This window comes from Pantoea cypripedii (assembly GCF_002095535.1).
GTDB classification, from domain to species: Bacteria; Pseudomonadota; Gammaproteobacteria; order Enterobacterales; family Enterobacteriaceae; genus Pantoea; species Pantoea cypripedii.
On the sequence record NZ_MLJI01000002.1, the window covers coordinates 657,821 to 678,503 of the forward strand.

The window sequence follows — 20,683 nt, forward strand, 5'->3', positions numbered from 1 at the left end:
AAAATGGCAGCTTATCGCTGCCATTATAATAACCGCACGGATCCGTAGCGGCGCGATTTATCGCGCTATTCTGTGCACGGTGCCGGAAAACCCCGCGCAATAAATTGCGCCGCTACAGCCAGATAAACCCTATGAACCCTGCTCATCAATCATGCCGCAAAAGGTGTATTTTTCAGGCCTGTTAAGCTTTAAGGTTGCCCTGAACTGAATAAATACCTTGCTGCCGGAGGCAGTATGAACGATGAATTTACCCTCAGCCGCCGGGCATTATTTCCCTTCCTGACCGGTGTTTCCCTGCTGGCGCAGGACGCTGTGGCGCAACCCATTTCAGGTTCTGTCCTTTCCGGCCAGTCAGATTCGCTGGTGGCCTGGCATTCCCGCAGCGGCAACACGCGGGTGATTGCCGGTATTATCCAGCGCGCCCTTAAGTCTGACCAATATGAAATCCAGCCCCAGCAACCCTATCCTGCTGATTACCTTGAAATGGTTGAACAGGCGAGCAACGAGAGAAAAAGCGGCTTTAATCCCCCCTTACTGAATAATCTGGCCGACCTGAAAAAATATAAAACGGTTTATCTTGGTTATCCTATCTGGGGCATGAGCTTGCCTTCTATCGTGCGCTCCTTTTTAGTTCGCCATGATTTATCTGGAATAAATATCATTCCTTTTATCACGCATGGCGGATACGGGATTGGCGATAGTCTTGATATTCTGGCGAAATCAGCCTCGGGTGCCACTATTGCACCGCCTTTTATAATGCAGGCCGATCAGGAACGTCAGACGATGGAAAAAACGCTGGGCTGGCTGGTTGATGTGCAACATAAATAACGCCGCCCGGCATCGGGAGAGGATTATTGGCCCAGCTCCCATTGCCGCAAGTGATAATCCGTCAGCGTGGTGGATTTAAATTTTTCCCAGGAGTGACAAAGCATTGCCCATTTCTCCTTTCGGGCTGGCAGCATCTCCCCAAGTTGGCCCGCGGTGTCGCTTAAACAGGGAGGCGTATCCTGCAGGCTGGCGTTGTTGTGCATCGCCTTGTCCCATTTGCTCGCGGTCCCCAGCTCGGCGGCAACGGCATAGTCAAACAGCGCACGGAATGTCAGGATCGCGCCCAATGCCTGGGAACGTTGCCGATTAATGGGTTGCATTATTTTTACCAGCTGCGAAAACTCTTCCCCTGGTTGCACATTATTAAGTGAACGCAAAGCGGGATGCAGCGGCCAGAGAATGATCGCAATTTCATTACGCGTATCTTCTGGCCAGTTTTCAAGCCATAACAACAATTTGTCTAACGGCGTTTTACTCATGTTAATTCGTCACAGTTTATTTTTCGGCGGGAAGTTAATTGATGCGTGGCAAAATATAATCCTGATTCTCTGCCCGCGCAACATTATCACCATGGCTATTTTCCTGACAAAATTGTCAGAAAAATGTCAGCGACCAGACCGGATAAAATAATATAATGCCGCTGCAATTAATTAAGAAAGGTAGCTCCAACGATCATGAAAATACTTCTGGTAGAAGATGAGGCGAAAACCTCCGCTTTCATCGCCACCGCGCTCAGAGAACAGGGATTGATCGCTGACATCGCTACCGACGGCAGAGACGGGCTGTTTATGGCAACCGAGTACGATTATGACGCCATTGTGCTGGATGTCATGCTGCCGATTATTGATGGCTATGCGCTGCTCGAAACCCTGAGAAAAAGCAAAAGAACCCCGGTGTTAATGCTGTCGGCGCGCGGATCGCTGGATGAACGCCTGCGTGGTTTACGCCTCGGTGCCGATGACTACCTGCCCAAACCCTTTTCACTGGCCGAGCTGGTTGCCCGCTTGCAGGCGCTGCTCCGCCGCAGCGCCATTGACAGCATCGACATCGCCCATATCCAGATCCACGACCTGACGCTTGATCTGCTGGCGCGGCGGGTAAGCCGTAATGGCAGCCGGATCGATCTTACCCAGAAAGAATTCGCCCTGCTGAGTTTGCTGGCGCGTAACCAAGGCCAGGTGCTATCCAAAATGATGATTGCCGAGCAGGTGTGGGATATGAATTTTGACAGCGACGCCAACGTGGTCGAAGTGGCCGTAAAACGTCTCCGAACCAAGGTTGACGCCCCTTTCAGCGTCAAACTGCTACATACCGTGCGGGGAATGGGCTATGTCCTCGAATCAAGGGAATAATCCAGGGTGCTGAACAGATTCAGAAAATCGATTTCGGGCCGACTGGCGCTGATGTTTGCCATCGTCACCATCAGCCTTGCGCTGGCTTACGCCGTCTGCCTCCGGGTGACATTGCGTGAATCGCTGGATAAGCAGATGCATAACGAGCTGCTGTTTCGCTACTCCCTGATGGAGCCGTTGATCGTCTCTCGTGCATCGGTGTATGACTGGCAGGTGCTCAAGAATAAATTCATTAATCTTGCCACTTCTGAAGGGGGACGCGCCCGTTACTGGATCATCAGCGATAACCCGTTCTATCAGTTGGGCGGGCCGGTTCCGCAAGGCATCGATTTGCCGACCCTGAAAGATGGTTTCAGTCAATTTCCCAGCGAAAATCCGGATGAATGTCCGCTGTTTGTGCTGGTACGCACGCTGCCCGCCCGCGAGAGCCGCCCTGAGTTACGTTACATTGTCGCCATCGATTCAACGCCTTATATGGGAACCCTGGACGAATTCACCCGCGTGCTGATGTTTATCACCACGGCAGGTGTATTGATGGTCGCTGTGCTGGGATACGCAATTTCCCGCGTCGGCATGAAGCCGGTGAAAACACTTAGCGAACAGTCCCATCAACTGATTCCCGGCAGGAAAAGCCAGCGGCTTGACCCACGCCAGCTGCCTGAGGAGTTACATACCCTCGCCGATTCCTTTAATGGCGTGCTGGCGCGGCAGGAACGGGCGTGGGAGCAGCTGGAAAGTTTCAATGCGGATGTGGCCCATGAGCTGCGCACCCCGCTGACCAACCTGATTGCGCAAACGCAGCTGGCCCTTTCGCGTGATCGCTCATCTGAACAGCTCCAGAATATGCTGGGATCAAACCTGGAAGAACTGGAGAGAATGTCATCCATCATCAATGACATGTTATTTCTGTCCCATGCCCAGACCGGAAAATTTTCACCACAACGGGCCGACATGTCCCTTGCGGAGGAAGCTGGCAAGACGGCTGAATATCTGGAGCCGGTGCTTGCCGAGCGACAACTCAGCGTCACCATCCACGGTGATGCCAGGGTTGTGGCGGACCGCAGGCTTATCACGCGTGCGCTGGCTAATCTGCTGAGCAATTGCGCCCGCTATGCGGTGGCTGGCAGCCACGTCCTGATTACTATCCACAACGAGGATCACCTCGCCAGTGTTGCCGTGGTTAATCAGGGCGATCCGATTGCCCCGCTTCATCTGGAACGTTTGTTTGAGCGGTTTTATCGGGTTGATAGCGCCAGAAGCCAAAGCAGTGCCAATCATGGGCTGGGACTGTCGATTGTTAAAGCCATTGCCCAGGTTCATGGCGGAGACGTATTTGCGAGCAGCGCAGAAGGCCTGAATACTTTTGGCTTTTCCCTTTCCATTAAATCATCCTGACGATTCTGACAGCAAGCCGTCACCGGAATGACAGCATGGTGCTGATAATATTCCTGCGTTAATTCAGCATCTGTTATTTTCAAAAGGAAACATCATGAATGAGAAGAACATTCTGATCATCGCCAGAGTGCTTATCACCCCACTTTTTATTTACAGCGGATTAGGTAAGGTTTTTCACTTTTCCGATAATGTCGCCAAAACGCCTTTTGGCGATAGCCTGATTGGGCAATTGATGATTATTGCTGCCATTGTCATCGAGCTGGGCGGCAGCCTTTGCTTCCTGCTCGGTTATCGGCTGAAAATTGCTTCTGCCATCTGGATTTTTTATATCCTGCTGACCAGCGTAATGTTCCACCAGTTCTGGTTATATACCGGTCCACAGCAGGTTGGCCAGGTGATTAACTTCACCAAAAATCTCAGCATATGTGCCGGATTACTGTATTTCCTGCTTTATTCCCCGGAGAAAAAGCAGCCTGAAGCCTGAGTCAGTTAGCAGTACCAGAATTAAACATTACCGATATTTTTGCCCCGTAGTCCCGCACTCCATGCTTTCATCATTTTCTCATTGGAGTGCTCGTTCACTCCGGCTTTGCCGGCACCGTATGCTGCATTGACTCAGGCATACGGTGATTATTTTCTCTACCCTTAGGGTTTCCGACATAATGGCAACCCCAGGAAAGGAGAAAATAACCATGATCCAATGCAAACGCGTCTATGGCCCAGTCAGCGCTGACGATGGCTACCGGGTGCTGGTCGACAGACTCTGGCCACGCGGCATTAAAAAGACCGATCTTCACTATGACGCGTGGAGTAAAAACCTCGCTCCCTCAACGGAACTGCGCAAAGCCTTCCACGCTGATACTCTGGATTTCCCCTCTTTCAGTGCCAGTTACCGACAGGAACTGGCTGCACATCAGGAGGAAGGCCGCCAGCTGGCTGATCGGGGAAACAACGGTACTGTCACCCTGTTATATGCGGCGAAGGATACGCAGCACAACCATGCGGAAGTGCTGGCACAGTGGCTGCGTTTGCTGGCTATTGCTGGGTAGCCGCCGCCACATCATAGCGTGGATAATCGGTGTACCCCGCCTCCGCACCACCAAACAGCGTGGAGGGATCGCTCACCACTGCCAGCGGCAGATCACTGGCTATGCGTGCGGGCAGGTCCGGGTTGGCAATAAACGGACGACCGAATGCCACCAGATCGACCCATCCGGCACGCAAATAAGTTTCGGCTTTCTCCACCGTATAGTTTCCGGCAACGATCAGGCTGCCATTAAAAGCGGCACGCAGCGCCTTACGGAATGCATCCGGGATGGTTGGGGCATCGTCCCAGTCGGCTTCTGCCAGATGGATAAAGGCAATGCCTTTTTCGCTGCACCATGCCGCCAGCGCGAGAATGGCATCCACCGCTTCGGGGTCATCCATACCACGCTGGGTAATAAACGGGGCCAGACGAATCCCGGTGCGCTGCACACCAATGGCATCGCTGATCGCCGTCAGCAGTTCCTGAGCAAAGCGGATACGGTTACTGAGCGGGCCTCCATATTGATCGGTACGATGGTTTGAGGTGCGGCGCAAAAACTGATCAACCAGATAACCGTTGCCGCCATGCACTTCAATACCGTCGAATCCTGCCTGAATGGCATTGATCGCCGCCTGACGATACTCATTGATCACCGTCTGAATGTCCTGTTCCGTCATTTCGCGTGGTAACGGGCAATCCACCATCTGTCCCTGACCGTTTTCATCTACGATCCACACCTGCGCTTCAAATGGGATGGCTGACGGTGCCAGCGGCCTTCCATCAGGATGGAACGACGGATGCGACATGCGCCCGACATGCCACAGCTGGGAGAAAATTTTCCCCCCGGCACGGTGGACCGCCGTGGTGACCAGACTCCAGCCCGCAACCTGCTCCGGCGTGTGCATCCCTGGCGTCCAGGAATAGCCCTGGCCCTCGGGCGAAATCTGCGTCGCTTCGGTGATGATCAGCCCTGCCGAGGCGCGCTGCTGATAATATTCAGCCATCAGCGCGGTGGGAATGTTGCCCGGCTGTGCCGAGCGTGCGCGGGTCATGGGGGCCATCACGATGCGGTTTGCCAGCGTCATGCCACCCAGCTGAGTTGGCTTCAGAAGCATTTTTTCTGCCATCCCTCATTTTCCTCTGTCAGATAAAGTGGCTTGACACTAAACCTTTCCGGGTATTTTGATAATGGTGATGAAAACTGAATCTCTATTCGGGAAAACGGAACAATATGGGCAAGCTGGAAGACCTGACATTATTGGTGCAAGTGGTTGAAGCCGGTGGGCTGGCCGCCGCAGGGCGACGCATGAACCTGTCGCCCGCCACCATGAGCGCACGCCTGAAAGCGCTGGAAGAACGTTATCAGACGCGCTTCTTTCACCGTTCAACCCGGGCAATATCTTTGACCAGGGTAGGTGAAGAGTTTTATCAATCCGCGCTGCGGGTGCTGGAAGAGATGGAACAGGCCGAAGCGAAACTGGCGCAACACGAGGGCGTACTAAGCGGTACGCTGCGAATCTCTGCACCCTCAGATTTTGGTCGCCAGTATCTTTCCCCGGCATTGCTTGAATTTTCCCGCCTGCACCCGGAAGTCAGAAGCACGCTGCTGCTAAGCGAAGAGGTTGAGGATTTAATCGCTCAGCGGCTGGATATGAGCATCCGCTTTGGCAATCTGCCTGACAGCAACCTGGTAAAGCGCGAGATCAAACCGAATCACCGGGTGCTGGTCGCCTCCCCTGATTATCTTGCCCGCCATGGCACGCCGGGCCATCCGCTTGAACTGCCAAAGCATCGTTGCCTGGTGATGGAACAACGCGGTTCACTGCTGAATATCTGGCGCTTTGCGGTGGAAGATGAAATCAGGACGGTGGAAATCAGCCCTGCGATGATCAGCGATGACGGCGCGCTGATCCGCCAGTGGGTTTTGGGCGGTGCGGGTATCGCCAGCAAGTCGTGGTGGGATGTAAAGCGTGACGTGGAAAATGGCGATTTGGTGGTGTTATTTGGCGATCACTTTATCGGCTTCAGCCGTTATGACAGCCGCCAGGTGGGATTGCAGTTTGTCTATCCACAGCGCCGGTTCCAGCCACAGCAGGTGGCGGCGTTCAGTGATTTTTTTATCGATTGGCTGGATAAGCCCATAGAATCAGACACCATAGGTGTTTCTATTTATAATAGCGGCGCATCGGGTACCTAAAACGACAATCCCGCCAGAAGGCGGGATTGTTTGAATGAGGTGGCCCTTGATAGCAGGGCCAGAACGAACCTGGTGTCATCACCGATATGGTGGTCGGGAGAGGACGTAAACACAGGGCTGCTTTCGGATGATAACAGCCTCATCATAAAAATTAAAGGAATGACTATGCAATGGAATGAACTGGAGAAATATTTTTCTGCTGCCCGGTTGGACCGCTATAGCAGCGCACGAGCTGGTGACCGGGTCAGGGCTGCGTCAGATTATGCCAGCAACCTACTTCTGGCCGAGGCGATGTTGCCAGTATTGAATACGGTTGAGATAGCCCTTCGTAATGGGATCCACTCACGCTTAACTTCCCTTTATAAACGGCCTGACTGGTGGGCAGAATGGGATGAAAATGCGGCCTTTAAATGGCAGAACCGGGAAATCGCCTCCGCAATTGCCAAACTCAACCGACGTCACGAGCCACGAACTCCAGACAAAGTTATTGCCGAACTCACATTTGGTTTCTGGTGCTCACTTTTTAACGCTCAGTTACAAGATCTGCTGTGGAAAGACCTACGTCTGGTCTTTGCCCGTTGCCCGAAGCCCTTACGGCAAAGACACAATATTTCTGCGGCGCTTAATCAGGTCCGGGATTTGCGCAACCGCATATTCCATCATGAACCACTGCTATGGCTGCAACCACCGCTGCCAGATCATCATTCAAATGGCCTTACGGTGATCAACTGGATAGATCCCTGTCTGGCACAATGGCTCAATAATCTCGACCGGTTACCTTTGGTCTGGGATACATGGCAAGCCAGCTGAGTTTTTTGTTTTATCAGAATCCCCACAAAAAATAACAACATATTAAATTAATAACTTAATAATATTTTAGCAGTCCTCCTGATTTCACTTCACGTATTAGCTGCAAATGAAAGTGATTGCTGAACATGCCATACTATGACCATTCACTCATAGCTATCGTCCAGGGTTTGCTCGCCGGGGAGACACCGTTTATGAAACATCTGCCGCCAACCGCGACATTACGCGCCTTTGAGGTCGCCACCCGGCATTCAACCTTCACCTCGGCCGCAGAAGAGTTACATATCACGCAAAGCGCCGTCAGCCATCAACTGAAAAACCTCGAAGACATCTGGGGCTTACCGCTTTTTCAGCGTGGAAAAACCTTAAGTCTTACGCCAGCCGGGGCAGCCCTTGCCCCGATTGTGCGTGAATTCTTTATGAATCTGGATGCCACCCTGGCCGACCTGCACGAGCAAAACGGCAGGTTCAGGCTGAGGGTGAACACCACTTACTCCTTCGCACTGAAATGGCTGTTACCCCGCTTACCCGATCTGACGAGACAACACCCGGAAATCCTGGTGACGCTGGAATCCAGCGATAAAGTGATCAATTTCTCCGGTTCGGACTCTGACGTAGCGATCCGTTTCGGCAACGGCAATTATCCCGCACTGCACTCCGAATTTATGTTTCGCGAACAAATCTTTCCGGTAGCCAGCCCGGCGTTGCTCAGCCGCTTTGGCACCCCGCAGGAACCCGCTGAGTTATTACGTTATCCCCTGCTCACGCGTGACGGTGCTGATCTGGTGCCCAAATGGGAGAGCTGGTTTAAACAGGTTGGCGTCAGCATTCCGGCACTGAAGGAAAACGTTCGGCTGGCGGATACCAATATGACGCTTGAAGCTGCACTGCTGGGCCAGGGCATCGCTCTGGCGCGCAGTGGCCATGTGGAAAAAGAGATTGGCGAGGGCAGCCTGATCCGCTTATTTGATACGCCCTTTCCTTCCCCCATAGCCTACTATTTTGTTTGCCCGAAAGGGTTAGAAACGCAGCCGCATGTGGTGAGTTTCCGCAACTGGCTGCTGGCAGAATCGCGTAAGGCACAGGACCAGTATCTCTGAAGCATGAGTTTTTATTCATACCACAATGAAAAGACTTTGCTTTAATTCTGGCACTGAGCTGCCTAGCATCAGCGTATGCCTGATGGTATTACTCACCTTATTCGTCGTATTGAGGAGTTGATGATGTCCGGAAATTCAGGGGTTGCGCTTATCGGCCCTGGGGCGATTGGCACCACTATCGTCGCCGCCCTGCATGAAGTAGGACGTACGCCGGTGGTGTGTGGTCGTACCGCTCACCCACAGCTGGAAGTGCGTTTTGATGGCGGCCAAATCGTGGTGCCGGGACCGGTACTGACCGATCCGGCGGCAATTACCCATCCATTCAGCGTGGTTTTCGTCGCCGTGAAGACGACTCAGCTGGCGGCCGCTACCCCGTGGCTGGCTGCGTTATGCAACGAGAAAACGGTGGTTTGCGTGCTGCAAAACGGTGTGGAGCAGAAAGCGATGCTGGCGGATGCCGTTGCGGGAGCGACTGTGCTGCCATCGGTGGTGTGGTTTCCGGCGCAGCGTGAACCAGATGCTTCCGTCTGGCTGCGAGCTAAACCACGCCTGACCTTACCTGATACGCCCGCAGCAAGACTTGTGCAGCAAACGCTGGAAGGGACACGCTGTGAAGTCGCCCTCTCTGAAGATTTCACCTCGGTTGCCTGGCGTAAATTGCTGCAAAACGCAGTCGCCGGTTTAATGGTTTTGTCGGGACGTCGCGCCGGAATGTTCTCCCGTGCCGATATCACCGATGTGGCCTTAGCCTATTTACGTGAATGCCTGTCGGTTGCCCGTGCCGAGGGGGCAATTCTGAGTGATGAGGTGCCACAGGAGATTATCGATGGCTTCCATCGTGCCCCGCCGGATTTGGGTACCTCCATCCTCGCCGATCGCCAGGCTGGACGCCCGCTGGAATGGGATATCCGCAACGGCGTGGTATCACGGCTCGGCCGGACGCACGGCATCGCGACACCGATCAGCGACATTATCGTGCCGCTACTGGCCGCAGGCAGCGACGGACCGGGTTGAGTTTCCCTCAATTCAATGGTCACGCAGCTCCGATTCAACGGGGAAGGATAGGCAGGGCGGGCTCTCCCCAACAATTCAGGCTGGCCGTTTGACTGAAGGTTTTCCGCTCCACAAAGATCGATTAGACTTTAGTTGAGGATTGACTAAAGGAATATCAGGAAAAGGATGTCAGAACAAATGATTACCAATTCAACTATTATCACCAAAATGCAGGCTGATAGTCTGCTTGGCGTGCGACTTGAGAAGGCTTTGAACGGCGTGAGAAACACCGTGCTGGAGCAGACCAGCCGTATTCAGCTTGGAGTCACGCGCCTTGTGTATTACACATCCTGCTTTACGGATAATTACCGTGACGTGTGTACCGGTCAGAAAAATGAAGACGTACGATTTCTTGAGGCACTTGTGCAATTGGCCAAACAGGGGAACGTTGTCACCGGAATGCTTGAGATATACGTGAATCAGTTTCTGCGTGGATTGACACCGGACCGTATCAGACGCATTGAGGCATTATTGATAAGGAAAGGAGCCAACATCGCTTCCGGATCGATGACAAACCAAGGTCTGGCTTATGCAATCGTGCTAGCCATCTGCTCCAGCTTTGGGGCCCGTGTTGCAATTGATACAAAACTGGCAAAAATTAGTGTCGCCGCAGTGACCATTGTCAGCTATTACGGATATGTGCAGGAAGCCGCTGACGCAGCCAACCGGCTCAAACAGCGCAATTCTCCCTATTACTACGCACTGTACTCAGAAAAACTGGAAATGCTCTATTTCGTCATTGAGCCGATCATTAGCAAAAACGCCTACCTGCTTTCTTCCCCCTCGTCAGACGAACAAATCGCTGACGCCATCATGCGGATAATCAGATGAGTAATTTCTTTATGACGTGGCTGCGGAGGCAACTGAGATATTTTGCCAGCACCCTGATCCCGGTGCTGCTCATTCTCGGATTCGGGATGCTGTCAGTGACATTCTGGCCGTCTTACGCCTGGGGTACGACGGCAACTTTCGCAGTTGTCGTCATTGCCATCACGTTCTGGCTGGTTTAACGACGTTCTGCTTTGCCTTACCCGCTCGCAGGACGGGTCACTCAAACGAAAAAGGCCGCCTTGCGGCGACCTTTTCCGGCACTTCCCTGTACGACCATCCGTTATTTGTACAGTTCTGCGGTCATGTGAACACGGTTATTGGTGTTCGCTTCGGTAATTTTGTACTGCGCGCCCTGCTGTGCTGCCTGAGCGGCGATTTTCGCTTCCGCACCGTCCAGAGTTGAAGAGGTGACGGAGATGCTCTGAGCAAAGCTGCCAAATGACATCAGTGAAAGAGCGGCGACAGCGGCGATGGACATTGCTTTGATAGTTTTCATGGTCTTAATCCTTAATTTGTTTGGGTGGAAGGCTATGCGCCTTCGATGGAAGTAATAATAACCATAGTTATTGTTTCATGATTGATAATTAGTGCGATCACTGTGATCTGGCTAATCATTACTTCCCGTGTAGTTCGATTACTTAGTCAGTTCAGCTGACAGGTAAGCACCGTTATCGACGCGTGCACCGGTGATTTTGTAAGAGGCACCGGCCTGTTTAGCCTGAGCAGCGATTTTGGCTTCTGCGCCGTCAAGAGTTGAAGCGGAAGCGGTGATGCTCTGTGCGAAGCTGCCGAAAGAAACCAGTGACAGGGCCGCAACTGCAACGAAAGTTTTGATAGATTTCATGGTCAATTCCTCAGAGATAGTTTTTAGTGGGTGGGGTGTTGTGCCCCGATGTGAGAGAGAATAGACCTGTGAAGCGGAGAGTAAAAGCTGAGGGATTTGCTGAAATAATTCAAAAAATTTGATTGAAATACGCGCACTAAATTTCGCCGCAACAAAGATCATCCGAAAGTCAGTACCCCACATTTTTTTCTTTTTTTTAGCAATATTTCTTTCGCTCATTCGTCTACCTCAACACAGGCAGTAATCCGCTAATGTGATGAGAGGAATGACAATGAGAGATTTTGATATGCGTGGACGTCGTTTTGGTGGTCGCGGCATGGGTGGCCACAGAATGGCTAAACCTTTGTTGCTGGGTGTCGCACTGGTTGTGGTGCTTGGTTTGCTGGTGATGTCGCTGTGGAATGCGTTACTTCCCGCCATCATCGGGGTGAAAAGCATTGGCTTCTGGCAGGCGCTAGGGCTGTTAGTCCTGTGCCGCATCCTGTTTGGTGGCCTGGGTTTCCATGCAGGCATGTTTGGCATGGTGCGCGAACGTCGCCGCATGCACGAACGCTGGATGCAAATGACCCCGGAACAACGTGAAGAGTTTATGCGTCAACGCCGTGAAGGTTTTGGACGCCGTGATGCTCGCGGTCACTGTGGCTGGCGCGGACGCTGGGATGACAATGCCGATACCCGCAAACCCGCGGAAAACACGCCGCCTAAAACGCCGGAAGCTGAGTGACAGCCATGAAATCTGCAACGGCAAAGGAATCCCTGCTGATGTCAGCGATCGGTGCCTGCCGCTCGCGGCTGAAGTCCTTTATCAGCCGTCGCATCCCGGTACGTGATGATGCCGAGGATATCCTGCAAGAGGTCACCTGGCGGCTGATGACGGTGGATCAGCCGGTAGAGAACGCCGTCGCCTGGCTGTTTCGCGCCGCCCGCAATGAAATGACTGACCGGGCGCGCAAAAAAAGCGAGCTGCCCCTGTCTGCATATTTTGGCGATGATGCAGGCGAGACGGCGGAAGATGAGCTGGCAGAGACGCTTTTCGGTGTGCCACACACGCCCGAGGATGAATACCTGAAAGCGATGATCTGGGCAGAGTTAGGCGAAGCCTTAGCAGAACTGCCACCTGCACAGCGGGAAGTGTTCGATAAAACCGAGTTGCAGGGATACAGCTATAAAGAACTGGCAGAAGAATCCGGGGTTAGCGTGCAGACATTATTATCTCGTAAGCATAAAGCAGTGCTTTATCTGCGCACCCGGCTGCGTGATGTATATGATGAACTTACGGGGTGAATTTCTTTGCAAACACGCCATGTTGCGCCATATGGCGATTGAGGTCTGAAATAGCATCGGCATTTTCATGATTCCATTGTTCTGCGGCAGTTTCGCGGAGTTTATTGATAATCGCACCTGCTAACAGCTGGGACAGGTTGAACCCTGCCTCCTTCGCCCGCTGAAGTAACTCAGGGTCAAGTGCGAGGGTGACGTTTTGTTTGGGCGCGTGAGGCATTCAGGCATCTACCTTTGCAGTTATGATTTGACTGCACAGCATTTCACACCCAATTCAAGACCGCAATCATAGACCAAATCCGGCAAACCTTATGCAAATACGGCAGTTGGTGTGTAGCGGCCCTGCTTTTACCATCGCATGACAATAAACTCCAAAAGGAAAGGTCATGCCCGGTTTACGACCGCTGCTGGTCAGCGCGTTGCTGCTCACAGCACTTATCTCCGCTTCCAGCCAGGCGGCTGAAACACTGCGAATTGGTTACCAGAAATCCTCAACGTTACTGACGCTGATTAAGCAGCGCGGCGACCTGGACAAATCCCTCGCCGCCGAAGGCATTAACGTCAGCTGGCACGAGTTTTCCAGCGGCCTGCCGTTGCTTGAAGCGCTTAACCTGAACAACGTCGATCTCTCCGCCGATGTCGCCGACACGGTGCCGGTGTTTGCCCAGGCGGCGGGCGCAGACCTGACCTACTATGCGCGCGAAACCCCTTCCCCTAACGCACAGGCGATTCTGGTTCCGGCGAACTCAGCGATTAAAACGTTGCAGGACCTGAAAGGGAAAAGGATCGCCGTCACCAAAGCGGCGGGCAGCCATTATCTGTTGATCGCGGCACTGAAACAGGCGGGACTGGGATTTAATGACGTCAAAGCGGCCTGGCTGACACCGGCAGACGGTCGTGCGGCGCTGGAGAATGGCAGCGTTGATGCCTGGGTCACCTGGGAACCCTACGTCACCAGTGCGAAAGTGGAACAGCACGCCCGCGTGCTGACCAGCGGTGACGGTCTGGCGAGTTACCAGCGTTACTATCTCGTATCCACCCCTTATGCCAAAGCGCATGCTCAGGTGCTGAATACCGTGTATCAGGCACTGCAACAGGAAGCCGCCTGGCTGAAAGCCAATCCCGCCGAGGCAGCTAAAATCCTGTCGCCGTTGTGGGGCAACCTGCCTGTCTCCACCGTAGAACAGGCAAATGCCCAGCGCAGCTACCAGATCGAACCGGTGCACATCAGCAACCTGGCAGAACAACAGAAAATTGCCGATGCGTTCTACGATGCGAAGCTGTTACCCAAACGCATCAATGCAAGTGATGTTGGGACCTGGCAGCCTGCCACCCATTAACGTTATAAAATGGCCGGAATGCCGGGTTCACGTTTTAACAAACGTCCATTCCGGCCCTGCACTTTGCCATCCTCATAACTCACCCCCCCGTTGACCACCACCAGATCGATGCCCGGCGCCTGGCGGCAGGGATCGCGATAGGTGGCAACGTCTTCAATGCGGGTCATATCCACCAGGGTTAAATCGGCGAATGCCCCCTCACGGACCACGCCACGATCGCGCAGGCGAAAGCGTGCGGCAGATAGGCCAGTCATCTTACGCACCGCCTCGGCCAGATCGAACAATTTGAGGTCACGGCAATAATGGGCCAGCACGCGTGGAAAAGTGCCCCACAGGCGTGGGTGAGGATTAGGATCGGAAGGTAAGCCATCGGAACCCACCATCGACAACGGATGGGCCAGCACCTGGCGTACATCGTCCTCACTCATCATATGGTAGATCGCCCCGGCCGGACGCAGGCGCTCGGTGGCCTGCCACTGATCAACACCCCAGAGATCGGCGATCTCCTGCAAGGTCTTTTTCGCCATCTCCGGATGAGGCTCCGACCAGGTGATATAAATCTCCATCTTGCCATCAACACGCCAGGCATCGAGCGTGGTGGAGCTGCAATTGTAGGGATAGCAGTCGCAGTTGCAGGATTGTTCGCTGGCGGCTTTTTCCAGCGCCGCCAGCGCCAGCGGTGCCCGCCCCCAGTTACCGGCTCCGGCACATTTCAGATGGGAGATAACCAGCTCTGCCCCGGCCTGCCGCGCTGTGGTAAAGGATTCCTGCAGCGAGTCCAGCAGACCATCGTGTTCATTACGCATATGCGTGGTGTAGATCGCCCCCGAGGCACCAACGATATCCACCAGCGGCTGCATTTCCGCCATCGGTGCCTGGCGGGCATTGGTATAGGCCAGGCCGGAGCTCAGACCGATGGCCCCCGCATCAAGCGCGCGCTGCAACGTCTCACACATCTGCGCAAGTTCGCTACCGGTGGCCGGACGATCAAATTGCGCCATCACGTTGGCACGCAGCGCGGTATGACCAATCAGCGCCGCCACGTTCACGCTCGGGCTGGCATCTTCCACCGCCGCGACATAATGCGGAAAAGTGGGATAGACAAAGGCGTCTTTTTTCCCCAACAGGTTCATCGGATCGGGCGGCGCATCCGGTAAAACCACTGGCGACGCGCTGATGCCACAGTTCCCGACAATCACCGTAGTCACTCCCTGGGAAATTTTGGCGAGCATCTCCGGCTGATGAATCACATTGGTATCATCGTGGGTGTGGACGTCAATAAACCCCGGCATCAGGCAGCGCCCGTTGCCCTCAATCACACGCTGGGCAGACTCGCCGGTGAGATCACCGATGGCGACAATCCGCTCACCCACCACCGCCACATCCGCCATATAGGGTTCAGCACCGCTGCCATCCACCACCGTGACGGCACGAAACAGTAAATCAAAGGTCATGATTCGATTCTCCGGCCTGCGGCAAAATCCCAGCCTTTACCAGGCACCGCGCCCATCAGTTGTTGGGTATAAGGATGTTGTGGCGCACCCAGCACATCGCCTGCTGCGCCGTACTCGATCACCTTACCGTGCTGCATCACCAGCACGTCATCACACAGCTGGGCGGCAACCCGCAAATCATGGGTAATAAATAAAATCGCCACCCCGAGACGACGCTGGATGTCATCCAGCAGTTGCAGCACCTGCGCCTGCACTGAAACATCGAGCGCCGAAACCGCCTCATCCGCCACAATCACATCCGGCTCCATCGCCAGCGCACGGGCGATAGCGATACGCTGCCGCTGCCCACCGGAAAACTGATGGGGAAAACGATCGATAGCGTCAGCAGGCAACCCGACCAGTTCCAGCAATTCCTGTCCACGCGCCCAGGCCTCAGCGAAAGAGACGCCGTGGTTCATCGGCCCTTCCACCAGACTTTTGCCGATACTGATGCGCGGATTGAGCGAACGGTTCGGATCCTGAAAAATCATCTGAATACGTTTACGATGTGGTTTGAGACCGGCGGGAGACAGCTCGGAAATATCGTTGCCGGTGATACGTATCGCCCCTTCATCCGGCGTCAGCAAACGCATTACACAGCGCGCCATGGTCGATTTACCAGAACCACTTTCGCCGACAATGCCCAGCGTGCGACCCCGTTTGAGGCTGAAGGTGACATCATCCAATGCGCGCGTTCCTGCGCGCCGTTTGCCAAACCAGCTCAGCAGCCCCCCTTTCGCCCGATAGATTTTGCCCAGCTCCACCACATCCAGCACCACCTGCGGGCTGATGGCTTTGCGTGCCGGACGGGGTGCCAGGCCGGGTACCGCCGCCAGCAGCGCTTTGGTGTAATCCTCACTGGGTTGCGACAGCACCTGTTCTAATCCACCGGATTCGACGATGTTGCCTTTGCGCATCACGCAGACGCGGTCCGCAATATCCACCACCACACCCATATCGTGAGTAATAAACAACACCGCCGTGCCGTGCTTTTGCTGCAATTCACGGATCAGTTTGAGGATTTGCTGCTGGGTGGTGACATCCAGCGCGGTGGTCGGTTCATCGGCGATCAGCAACCGGGGTTCCAGCACCAATGCCATCGCGATCATAATGCGCTGACGCTGGCCGCCGCTCAGCTGGTGCGGGTAAGCCCCATAGATACGGGCGATGTCCGGCAAATGCACCTGCGATAACGCATCCATCACCCGTGCATGACGTTCCGCCGCACTGAGACCGGTATGCGTCTGCAACACTTCGTCGATCTGACGTCCCACCGTCAGCACCGGATTAAGTGCCGTCATCGGCTCCTGAAAAATCATCGCCATATGGCTGCCACGCAACGCTTTCTGGCAGCTATTGCTTACCTGCAACACATCTTCGCCATCGAGCAGAATGCGGCCACCGGTGACTTTCAGCGCGCCTTTTGGCAGCAAACCGAGAGTCGCCAGTGAGGTGACCGACTTACCCGAACCGCTTTCTCCCACCAGACATAACGTCTCTCCAGCGTGGATACGGAAAGAGATATCCTGCAGGATCGGCACACCTTGTGCGGTGCTTACTGACAGGCGATCGACATGCAGCACCTCATGATGTTGTTCCGTCATTTATCGCCCCTTTTTTTCAGTCGCGGGTCGAGGGCATCGCTCACCACATCGCCCAGCAGGTTGATCGACAGGATGCACAGCGAAAGCAGCAGCCCCGGCCACAGCACCAGCGATGGTTTCAGCTGGAAATAAAGGCGACCCTCGGAAATGATGTTGCCCCAGGTGGGGATTTCCGTGCCGATACCCGCGCCGAGGAAGGACAGAATCGCTTCGGTGAGAATCGCCGATGCGCAGATATAGGTGCTTTGCACAATCAACGGAGCCAGGGTGTTTGGCATCAGATGCCGGGTCAGCACCCGGAAGGTGGAGGTGCCCGTCAGAATCGCCGCTTCCACATAAGGTTCTTCACGCGCCGATAGCACCCTGGAGCGCACCAGACGCACCACCTGCGGGATCTCCGGCACCATAATCGCCACCATCACCGTCCAGATGCCCGCGCTGCTCAGTGAAACGATGGCAATGGCCAGCAGGATGCCGGGGATCGCCATCAGGCCATCCATCACGCGCATCACTATCGCGTCGAGACTGCGAAAATACCCGGCCAGCAACCCGAGCGGCAGGCCAATCAACACGCTCATTAACGTGACGCCCAGCCCGACCATTAACGAAATGCGTGCGCCATACACCACGCGTGCAAACAGGTCGCGACCGTAGGCATCGGTTCCCAGCCAGAACTCCGCGCTGGGCGGTTTGAGCCGAAACGCGGGCGACAGCGCCTCGGGATCATGGCTGGCAATCCACGGGGCGAAGATCGCCATGCAGACAATCAGCGTCAACGTGACCAGCGCAATCACCGACAACAGCGGGATGCGCGGCAGCATTAACCAACGACGTCGGGGCGCTGGCAGCAGCGCAGAAACAGGTTTACTCATGCTCATGCCTTACCCTCAGTAACGAATACGCGGATCGCTCAGCGCGTATGACAGGTCGATCAACAGGTTGATGATGACGTAGACCCCACTGGTCAGCAGGATCATGCCCTGAATCACCGGGTAATCGCGGGCCAGCACCGCATCCACAATCAACCGGCCCAGACCGGGGATGTTAAACACGCTTTCCGTCACCACCACACCGGAGATCATCAGCGCAAAGCCGGTGCCGATCACCGTCAGGATCGGGATCATCGAATTACGCAGCGCGTGACGGAACAGCACATGGATCTCCGATAGTCCTTTGGCGCGGGCGGTACGGATATAGTCTTCCCCCAGCACCTCCAGCACGCTGGCGCGGGTCATGCGTGCCACCAGCGCGATGTACACCGATGACAAGGTCAGAGCCGGTAAAATGATGCGCTCGGCAAACGGCCACACCCCTTTGGTGATGCTGGTAAAGCCTTGCACCGGCAACCATCTCAGCTCGATAGCAAACAGGGTTGCCAACAGATAACCAATGACAAATACCGGAATCGAGAAGCCCAGCACCGATGCCGACATCACCAGGTTGTCGATCCAGCTGCCGTGTTTCCACGCCGCCAGCACGCCGAGCGGCACGGAAATCAGGATGGTGAGGATAATCGCCACCAGCGCCAGACTCAGTGTCGGCTCCAGCCGCTGACCAATCATGGTCAGCACCGGGGTATGCGCCATCAGCGACGTGCTGAAGTCGCCATGCAACAACTGTCCAATCCAGACGAAAAATTGCTGATATAGCGGCTGGTCCAGACCCAGATTGGCGCGAATCGCCGCCAGCTGCTGAGGCGTCGCCATATCACCGGCAATAATCGCCGCCGGATCGCCCGGCGACAGGCGCAACAGCAGAAAAACAAACAGCGCGACCACCAGCATCACCGGGATTGCCGCCAGAACGCGGCGAATAAAATAACCAGCCACAGGAGCCTCCGAAGGTTGTATTTAAGTCAGCAATTAATCGTCTTTCTCGACGTTCCAGAACACGGTAGAAGGTCCGGTCATTAAGTGGCTGACATGGTTGCTCCACGCCGCGACGTCATAGAATTGCCCCAGCGGGATGTAGCTGACTTCGTCCATGGCATGCTTCTGGATCTCGACCGCAATTTCTTTCTGTTTGGCCGGATCGGTGGCGGTGGCAAAATCCACTTTCAGCTGGTTCATCTGCGGATCGGTCGGCCAGCCGAACCAGGCGCCGTTACGTCCACCACCGTCCAGCATTGGGTTGACCACCGGGTTCCAGATGGTTTCGGCATTCCAGTAGGTAAAGAACATATTCCAGCCACCCTGGGCCGGTGGATTCGGGTTGGCGCGGCGCGACACCAGCGTCTGCCAGTCCATCGGCTGCAAATCGACCTTAAAGCCCACCTTACGCAGCGCCTGAGCAGCCACCACCGGCTGGGATGCCTGGCTTGGCACATCGGTTGGCTGCATGATCACCACCGGCGTGCCGTCGTAACCGGCTTTCTTCAGCAGTGCTTTCGCTTCCTCGATATTGCCGCCGTTCAGCAGCGACTCACCGCCCGCCTGGCTTTCCAGCGCCGTGCCGCAACCGAACACTGAGGCGCAAAGTTTGTAGTACTGCGGGTTGCCCACCAACGCGTCGAGCACATCTTTCTGGTTCATGGCCAGCAATGCCGCGCGGCGGATATCAGGATTGTTAAACGGTGGATAGAGGAAGTTCATACGCCCACCGGTCATGGAACCGAGCTTGCTCAGGGTGCCGTACTTCAGATTCGGATCGGCCTGCACCATCGGCAGCAGGTCGATCGGCAGCTGTTCGATAAAATCGATATCACCGGAGGTTAAGGCATTAATCGCCGTCATCCGGTCAGGCATATTGATCCATTCAACCCGGTCCACCTTCACCACTTTGCCACCCGCCGTGCCGCTGGCCGGTTCTTTGCGTGGCACATAACCTTTGAACTTTTCGTAAACCACGCGGTTGCCCGGATCAAACTCGCTGGCGACAAACTTAAACGGCCCGGAACCGGTGTAGTCGGTGATCATTTTGCCGTCCGGGGTGTTCGCTACCCTCTCCGGCATCATAAATGCCGCCACCGACGAGGGTTTCGCCAGCAGCTGCAGCACGTAGCCGAAGGGTTTCGCCAGCTTGAGGGTGATGGTTTTGTCATCGGTAGCGGTAAGGCTCTCGACATACTTCATCATCAATTGCCCGCCAACATCGTAACGCGCCCAGCGTTTCAGTGAGGCAACGCAATCGGTGGCGGTCACCGGTTTGCCGTCATGCCACAGCAACCCATCACGCAGGGTGAAGGTGTAAGTCAGGCCATCGGGTGAAATTTTCCAGTCCGCCATTTGCGGCTGCGGCGTCTGTTTATCATCCATGCCGATCAGGGTGTCGTAAATCATGTAGCCGTGGTTACGGGTGATTTGCGCCGTGGTGGCGATCGGATCCAGTACCCGTAAAGAAGATGACATCACAACATGCAGAGTTTTCTCTGCCGCCATCACCGACGGTGCGGCCATGGTGGCGCTCAGGCCAACCGATAACAGACAAGCGATCAAAGTACGGGACGGAAATAGTTTCACGCTTAACACTCCAGTAAAAGGCAAACCCTGGTGTCGGGAAATGCGGTGTGTGCAATGTAAGGGGACAACGCAG

Annotated in this window: 24 protein-coding genes; 14 read left to right on the forward strand and 10 right to left on the reverse strand. The window is 54.8% G+C overall.

What is annotated here, in order from left to right:
* The first annotated feature begins 234 nt into the window (after positions 1–234).
* Positions 235–828, forward strand: a complete 594-nt coding sequence (locus HA50_RS24270) for a flavodoxin (RefSeq protein ID WP_084879367.1) — start codon at positions 235–237, stop codon at positions 826–828.
* A gap of 23 nt (positions 829–851) precedes the next feature.
* Here the strand turns inward: HA50_RS24270 and HA50_RS24275 are convergent, their stop codons facing one another.
* Entirely contained in the window at positions 852–1,307 is a 456-nt protein-coding gene (locus HA50_RS24275; protein ID WP_084879368.1) for a hypothetical protein, read from the reverse strand.
* Positions 1,308–1,502: 195 nt separating this feature from the next.
* On the opposite strand from HA50_RS24275, the gene HA50_RS24280 reads away from it, so the two are divergent.
* From HA50_RS24280 to HA50_RS24295, 4 genes are all read left to right on the forward strand, one after another.
* Positions 1,503–2,180 (forward strand): heavy metal response regulator transcription factor, encoded by a 678-nt coding sequence (locus tag HA50_RS24280; protein WP_084879369.1) that lies wholly within the window; start codon positions 1,503–1,505, stop codon positions 2,178–2,180.
* A 9-nt stretch (positions 2,181–2,189) separates the two neighbouring features.
* Entirely contained in the window at positions 2,190–3,575 is a 1,386-nt protein-coding gene (locus HA50_RS24285; protein ID WP_139811067.1) for a heavy metal sensor histidine kinase, read from the forward strand.
* A 94-nt stretch (positions 3,576–3,669) separates the two neighbouring features.
* Positions 3,670–4,059: a DoxX family protein gene (locus tag HA50_RS24290; protein ID WP_084879370.1), complete on the forward strand. Its 390-nt coding sequence runs from the start codon at positions 3,670–3,672 to the stop codon at positions 4,057–4,059.
* A gap of 208 nt (positions 4,060–4,267) precedes the next feature.
* The gene (locus tag HA50_RS24295; protein ID WP_084879371.1) at positions 4,268–4,624 is read left to right on the forward strand and encodes a DUF488 domain-containing protein; all 357 of its coding nucleotides are present in this window, start codon (positions 4,268–4,270) and stop codon (positions 4,622–4,624) included.
* Here the strand turns inward: HA50_RS24295 and HA50_RS24300 are convergent.
* Positions 4,611–5,729: an alkene reductase gene (locus HA50_RS24300; protein WP_084879372.1), complete on the reverse strand. Its 1,119-nt coding sequence runs from the start codon at positions 5,727–5,729 to the stop codon at positions 4,611–4,613. The two genes, HA50_RS24295 and HA50_RS24300, sit on opposite strands and share 14 nt — an antisense overlap.
* Positions 5,730–5,833: 104 nt before the next feature.
* Here HA50_RS24300 and HA50_RS24305 point away from each other — a divergent pair, with 104 nt between their 5' ends.
* The 6 genes from HA50_RS24305 to HA50_RS24330 all read left to right on the forward strand — a co-directional run bounded on the left by HA50_RS24305 (position 5,834) and on the right by HA50_RS24330 (position 10,769).
* A complete protein-coding gene (locus tag HA50_RS24305) occupies positions 5,834–6,799 on the forward strand; it encodes a LysR family transcriptional regulator (RefSeq protein WP_084879373.1) in 966 nt (321 codons plus the stop codon).
* Positions 6,800–6,964: 165 nt separating this feature from the next.
* Entirely contained in the window at positions 6,965–7,609 is a 645-nt protein-coding gene (locus tag HA50_RS24310; RefSeq protein WP_084880211.1) for an Abi family protein, read from the forward strand.
* Between the two features lie 191 nt (positions 7,610–7,800).
* Positions 7,801–8,706, forward strand: coding sequence for a transcriptional regulator GcvA (gene gcvA / locus HA50_RS24315; protein ID WP_084879374.1), 906 nt, complete (start codon positions 7,801–7,803; stop codon positions 8,704–8,706).
* A gap of 123 nt (positions 8,707–8,829) precedes the next feature.
* Complete coding sequence (locus HA50_RS24320) at positions 8,830–9,720, forward strand: oxidoreductase (protein WP_084879375.1); 891 nt, start codon at positions 8,830–8,832, stop codon at positions 9,718–9,720.
* Positions 9,721–9,885: 165 nt separating this feature from the next.
* Complete coding sequence (locus HA50_RS24325) at positions 9,886–10,590, forward strand: hypothetical protein (RefSeq protein ID WP_244193665.1); 705 nt, start codon at positions 9,886–9,888, stop codon at positions 10,588–10,590.
* Positions 10,587–10,769: a hypothetical protein gene (locus HA50_RS24330; protein WP_084879376.1), complete on the forward strand. Its 183-nt coding sequence runs from the start codon at positions 10,587–10,589 to the stop codon at positions 10,767–10,769. The genes HA50_RS24325 and HA50_RS24330 overlap by 4 nt, the downstream gene beginning before the upstream one ends.
* 101 nt (positions 10,770–10,870) lie before the next feature.
* Here the strand turns inward: HA50_RS24330 and HA50_RS24335 are convergent, their stop codons facing one another.
* Positions 10,871–11,086, reverse strand: a complete 216-nt coding sequence (locus HA50_RS24335) for a YdgH/BhsA/McbA-like domain containing protein (RefSeq protein WP_084878987.1) — start codon at positions 11,084–11,086, stop codon at positions 10,871–10,873.
* Between the two features lie 138 nt (positions 11,087–11,224).
* On the reverse strand, positions 11,225–11,434 hold the full coding sequence (locus HA50_RS24340) for a YdgH/BhsA/McbA-like domain containing protein (RefSeq protein ID WP_013508023.1): 210 nt from the start codon (positions 11,432–11,434) through the stop codon (positions 11,225–11,227).
* 271 nt (positions 11,435–11,705) lie between these two features.
* Between HA50_RS24340 and HA50_RS24345 the strand changes: the two genes are divergently transcribed.
* Positions 11,706–12,158: a hypothetical protein gene (locus HA50_RS24345; protein WP_084879377.1), complete on the forward strand. Its 453-nt coding sequence runs from the start codon at positions 11,706–11,708 to the stop codon at positions 12,156–12,158.
* Between the two features lie 5 nt (positions 12,159–12,163).
* Positions 12,164–12,718: an RNA polymerase sigma factor gene (locus tag HA50_RS24350; RefSeq protein WP_084880213.1), complete on the forward strand. Its 555-nt coding sequence runs from the start codon at positions 12,164–12,166 to the stop codon at positions 12,716–12,718.
* On the opposite strand, the gene HA50_RS24355 is transcribed toward HA50_RS24350, so the two are convergent.
* Positions 12,708–12,935 (reverse strand): type II toxin-antitoxin system CcdA family antitoxin, encoded by a 228-nt coding sequence (locus HA50_RS24355; protein WP_084879378.1) that lies wholly within the window; start codon positions 12,933–12,935, stop codon positions 12,708–12,710. The genes HA50_RS24350 and HA50_RS24355 overlap by 11 nt on opposite strands.
* A 166-nt stretch (positions 12,936–13,101) precedes the next feature.
* On the opposite strand from HA50_RS24355, the gene HA50_RS24360 reads away from it, so the two are divergent.
* On the forward strand, positions 13,102–14,055 hold the full coding sequence (locus HA50_RS24360) for an aliphatic sulfonate ABC transporter substrate-binding protein (protein ID WP_084879379.1): 954 nt from the start codon (positions 13,102–13,104) through the stop codon (positions 14,053–14,055).
* Between the two features lie 2 nt (positions 14,056–14,057).
* Here the strand turns inward: HA50_RS24360 and HA50_RS24365 are convergent, their stop codons facing one another.
* From HA50_RS24365 to HA50_RS24385, 5 genes are read right to left on the reverse strand one after another with little or no spacing between them, the layout of a single operon-like run.
* Positions 14,058–15,509: an N-acyl-D-amino-acid deacylase family protein gene (locus HA50_RS24365; protein ID WP_084879380.1), complete on the reverse strand. Its 1,452-nt coding sequence runs from the start codon at positions 15,507–15,509 to the stop codon at positions 14,058–14,060.
* Entirely contained in the window at positions 15,506–17,152 is a 1,647-nt protein-coding gene (locus HA50_RS24370; RefSeq protein ID WP_084879381.1) for an ABC transporter ATP-binding protein, read from the reverse strand. The genes HA50_RS24365 and HA50_RS24370 overlap by 4 nt, the downstream gene beginning before the upstream one ends.
* Positions 17,149–18,024 carry an ABC transporter permease gene (locus HA50_RS24375; protein ID WP_244193666.1) on the reverse strand — a complete coding sequence of 292 codons (876 nt, stop codon included), beginning with the start codon at positions 18,022–18,024 and terminating at the stop codon, positions 17,149–17,151. The genes HA50_RS24370 and HA50_RS24375 overlap by 4 nt, the downstream gene beginning before the upstream one ends.
* Before the next feature lie 15 nt (positions 18,025–18,039).
* Positions 18,040–18,981: an ABC transporter permease gene (locus HA50_RS24380; protein WP_084879383.1), complete on the reverse strand. Its 942-nt coding sequence runs from the start codon at positions 18,979–18,981 to the stop codon at positions 18,040–18,042.
* 33 nt (positions 18,982–19,014) lie between these two features.
* The gene (locus tag HA50_RS24385; RefSeq protein ID WP_084879384.1) at positions 19,015–20,610 is read right to left on the reverse strand and encodes an ABC transporter substrate-binding protein; all 1,596 of its coding nucleotides are present in this window, start codon (positions 20,608–20,610) and stop codon (positions 19,015–19,017) included.
* Between the last annotated feature and the right edge of the window lie 73 nt (positions 20,611–20,683).

Excerpts from the sequence above, each read along its gene's own strand:
- HA50_RS24270 (WP_084879367.1), top strand. The coding sequence starts at position 235 with ATGAACGATGAATTTACCCTCAGCCGCCGGGCATTATTTCCCTTCCTG.
- HA50_RS24275 (WP_084879368.1), bottom strand. The coding sequence starts at position 1,307 with ATGAGTAAAACGCCGTTAGACAAATTGTTGTTATGGCTTGAAAACTGG.
- HA50_RS24280 (WP_084879369.1), top strand. The coding sequence starts at position 1,503 with ATGAAAATACTTCTGGTAGAAGATGAGGCGAAAACCTCCGCTTTCATC.
- HA50_RS24290 (WP_084879370.1), top strand. The coding sequence starts at position 3,670 with ATGAATGAGAAGAACATTCTGATCATCGCCAGAGTGCTTATCACCCCA.
- HA50_RS24295 (WP_084879371.1), top strand. The coding sequence starts at position 4,268 with ATGATCCAATGCAAACGCGTCTATGGCCCAGTCAGCGCTGACGATGGC.
- HA50_RS24300 (WP_084879372.1), bottom strand. The coding sequence starts at position 5,729 with ATGGCAGAAAAAATGCTTCTGAAGCCAACTCAGCTGGGTGGCATGACG.
- HA50_RS24305 (WP_084879373.1), top strand. The coding sequence starts at position 5,834 with ATGGGCAAGCTGGAAGACCTGACATTATTGGTGCAAGTGGTTGAAGCC.
- HA50_RS24310 (WP_084880211.1), top strand. The coding sequence starts at position 6,965 with ATGCAATGGAATGAACTGGAGAAATATTTTTCTGCTGCCCGGTTGGAC.
- gcvA (WP_084879374.1), top strand. The coding sequence starts at position 7,801 with ATGAAACATCTGCCGCCAACCGCGACATTACGCGCCTTTGAGGTCGCC.
- HA50_RS24320 (WP_084879375.1), top strand. The coding sequence starts at position 8,830 with ATGTCCGGAAATTCAGGGGTTGCGCTTATCGGCCCTGGGGCGATTGGC.
- HA50_RS24325 (WP_244193665.1), top strand. The coding sequence starts at position 9,886 with ATGTCAGAACAAATGATTACCAATTCAACTATTATCACCAAAATGCAG.
- HA50_RS24330 (WP_084879376.1), top strand. The coding sequence starts at position 10,587 with ATGAGTAATTTCTTTATGACGTGGCTGCGGAGGCAACTGAGATATTTT.
- HA50_RS24335 (WP_084878987.1), bottom strand. The coding sequence starts at position 11,086 with ATGAAAACTATCAAAGCAATGTCCATCGCCGCTGTCGCCGCTCTTTCA.
- HA50_RS24340 (WP_013508023.1), bottom strand. The coding sequence starts at position 11,434 with ATGAAATCTATCAAAACTTTCGTTGCAGTTGCGGCCCTGTCACTGGTT.
- HA50_RS24345 (WP_084879377.1), top strand. The coding sequence starts at position 11,706 with ATGAGAGATTTTGATATGCGTGGACGTCGTTTTGGTGGTCGCGGCATG.
- HA50_RS24350 (WP_084880213.1), top strand. The coding sequence starts at position 12,164 with ATGAAATCTGCAACGGCAAAGGAATCCCTGCTGATGTCAGCGATCGGT.
- HA50_RS24355 (WP_084879378.1), bottom strand. The coding sequence starts at position 12,935 with ATGCCTCACGCGCCCAAACAAAACGTCACCCTCGCACTTGACCCTGAG.
- HA50_RS24360 (WP_084879379.1), top strand. The coding sequence starts at position 13,102 with ATGCCCGGTTTACGACCGCTGCTGGTCAGCGCGTTGCTGCTCACAGCA.
- HA50_RS24365 (WP_084879380.1), bottom strand. The coding sequence starts at position 15,509 with ATGACCTTTGATTTACTGTTTCGTGCCGTCACGGTGGTGGATGGCAGC.
- HA50_RS24370 (WP_084879381.1), bottom strand. The coding sequence starts at position 17,152 with ATGACGGAACAACATCATGAGGTGCTGCATGTCGATCGCCTGTCAGTA.
- HA50_RS24375 (WP_244193666.1), bottom strand. The coding sequence starts at position 18,024 with ATGAGTAAACCTGTTTCTGCGCTGCTGCCAGCGCCCCGACGTCGTTGG.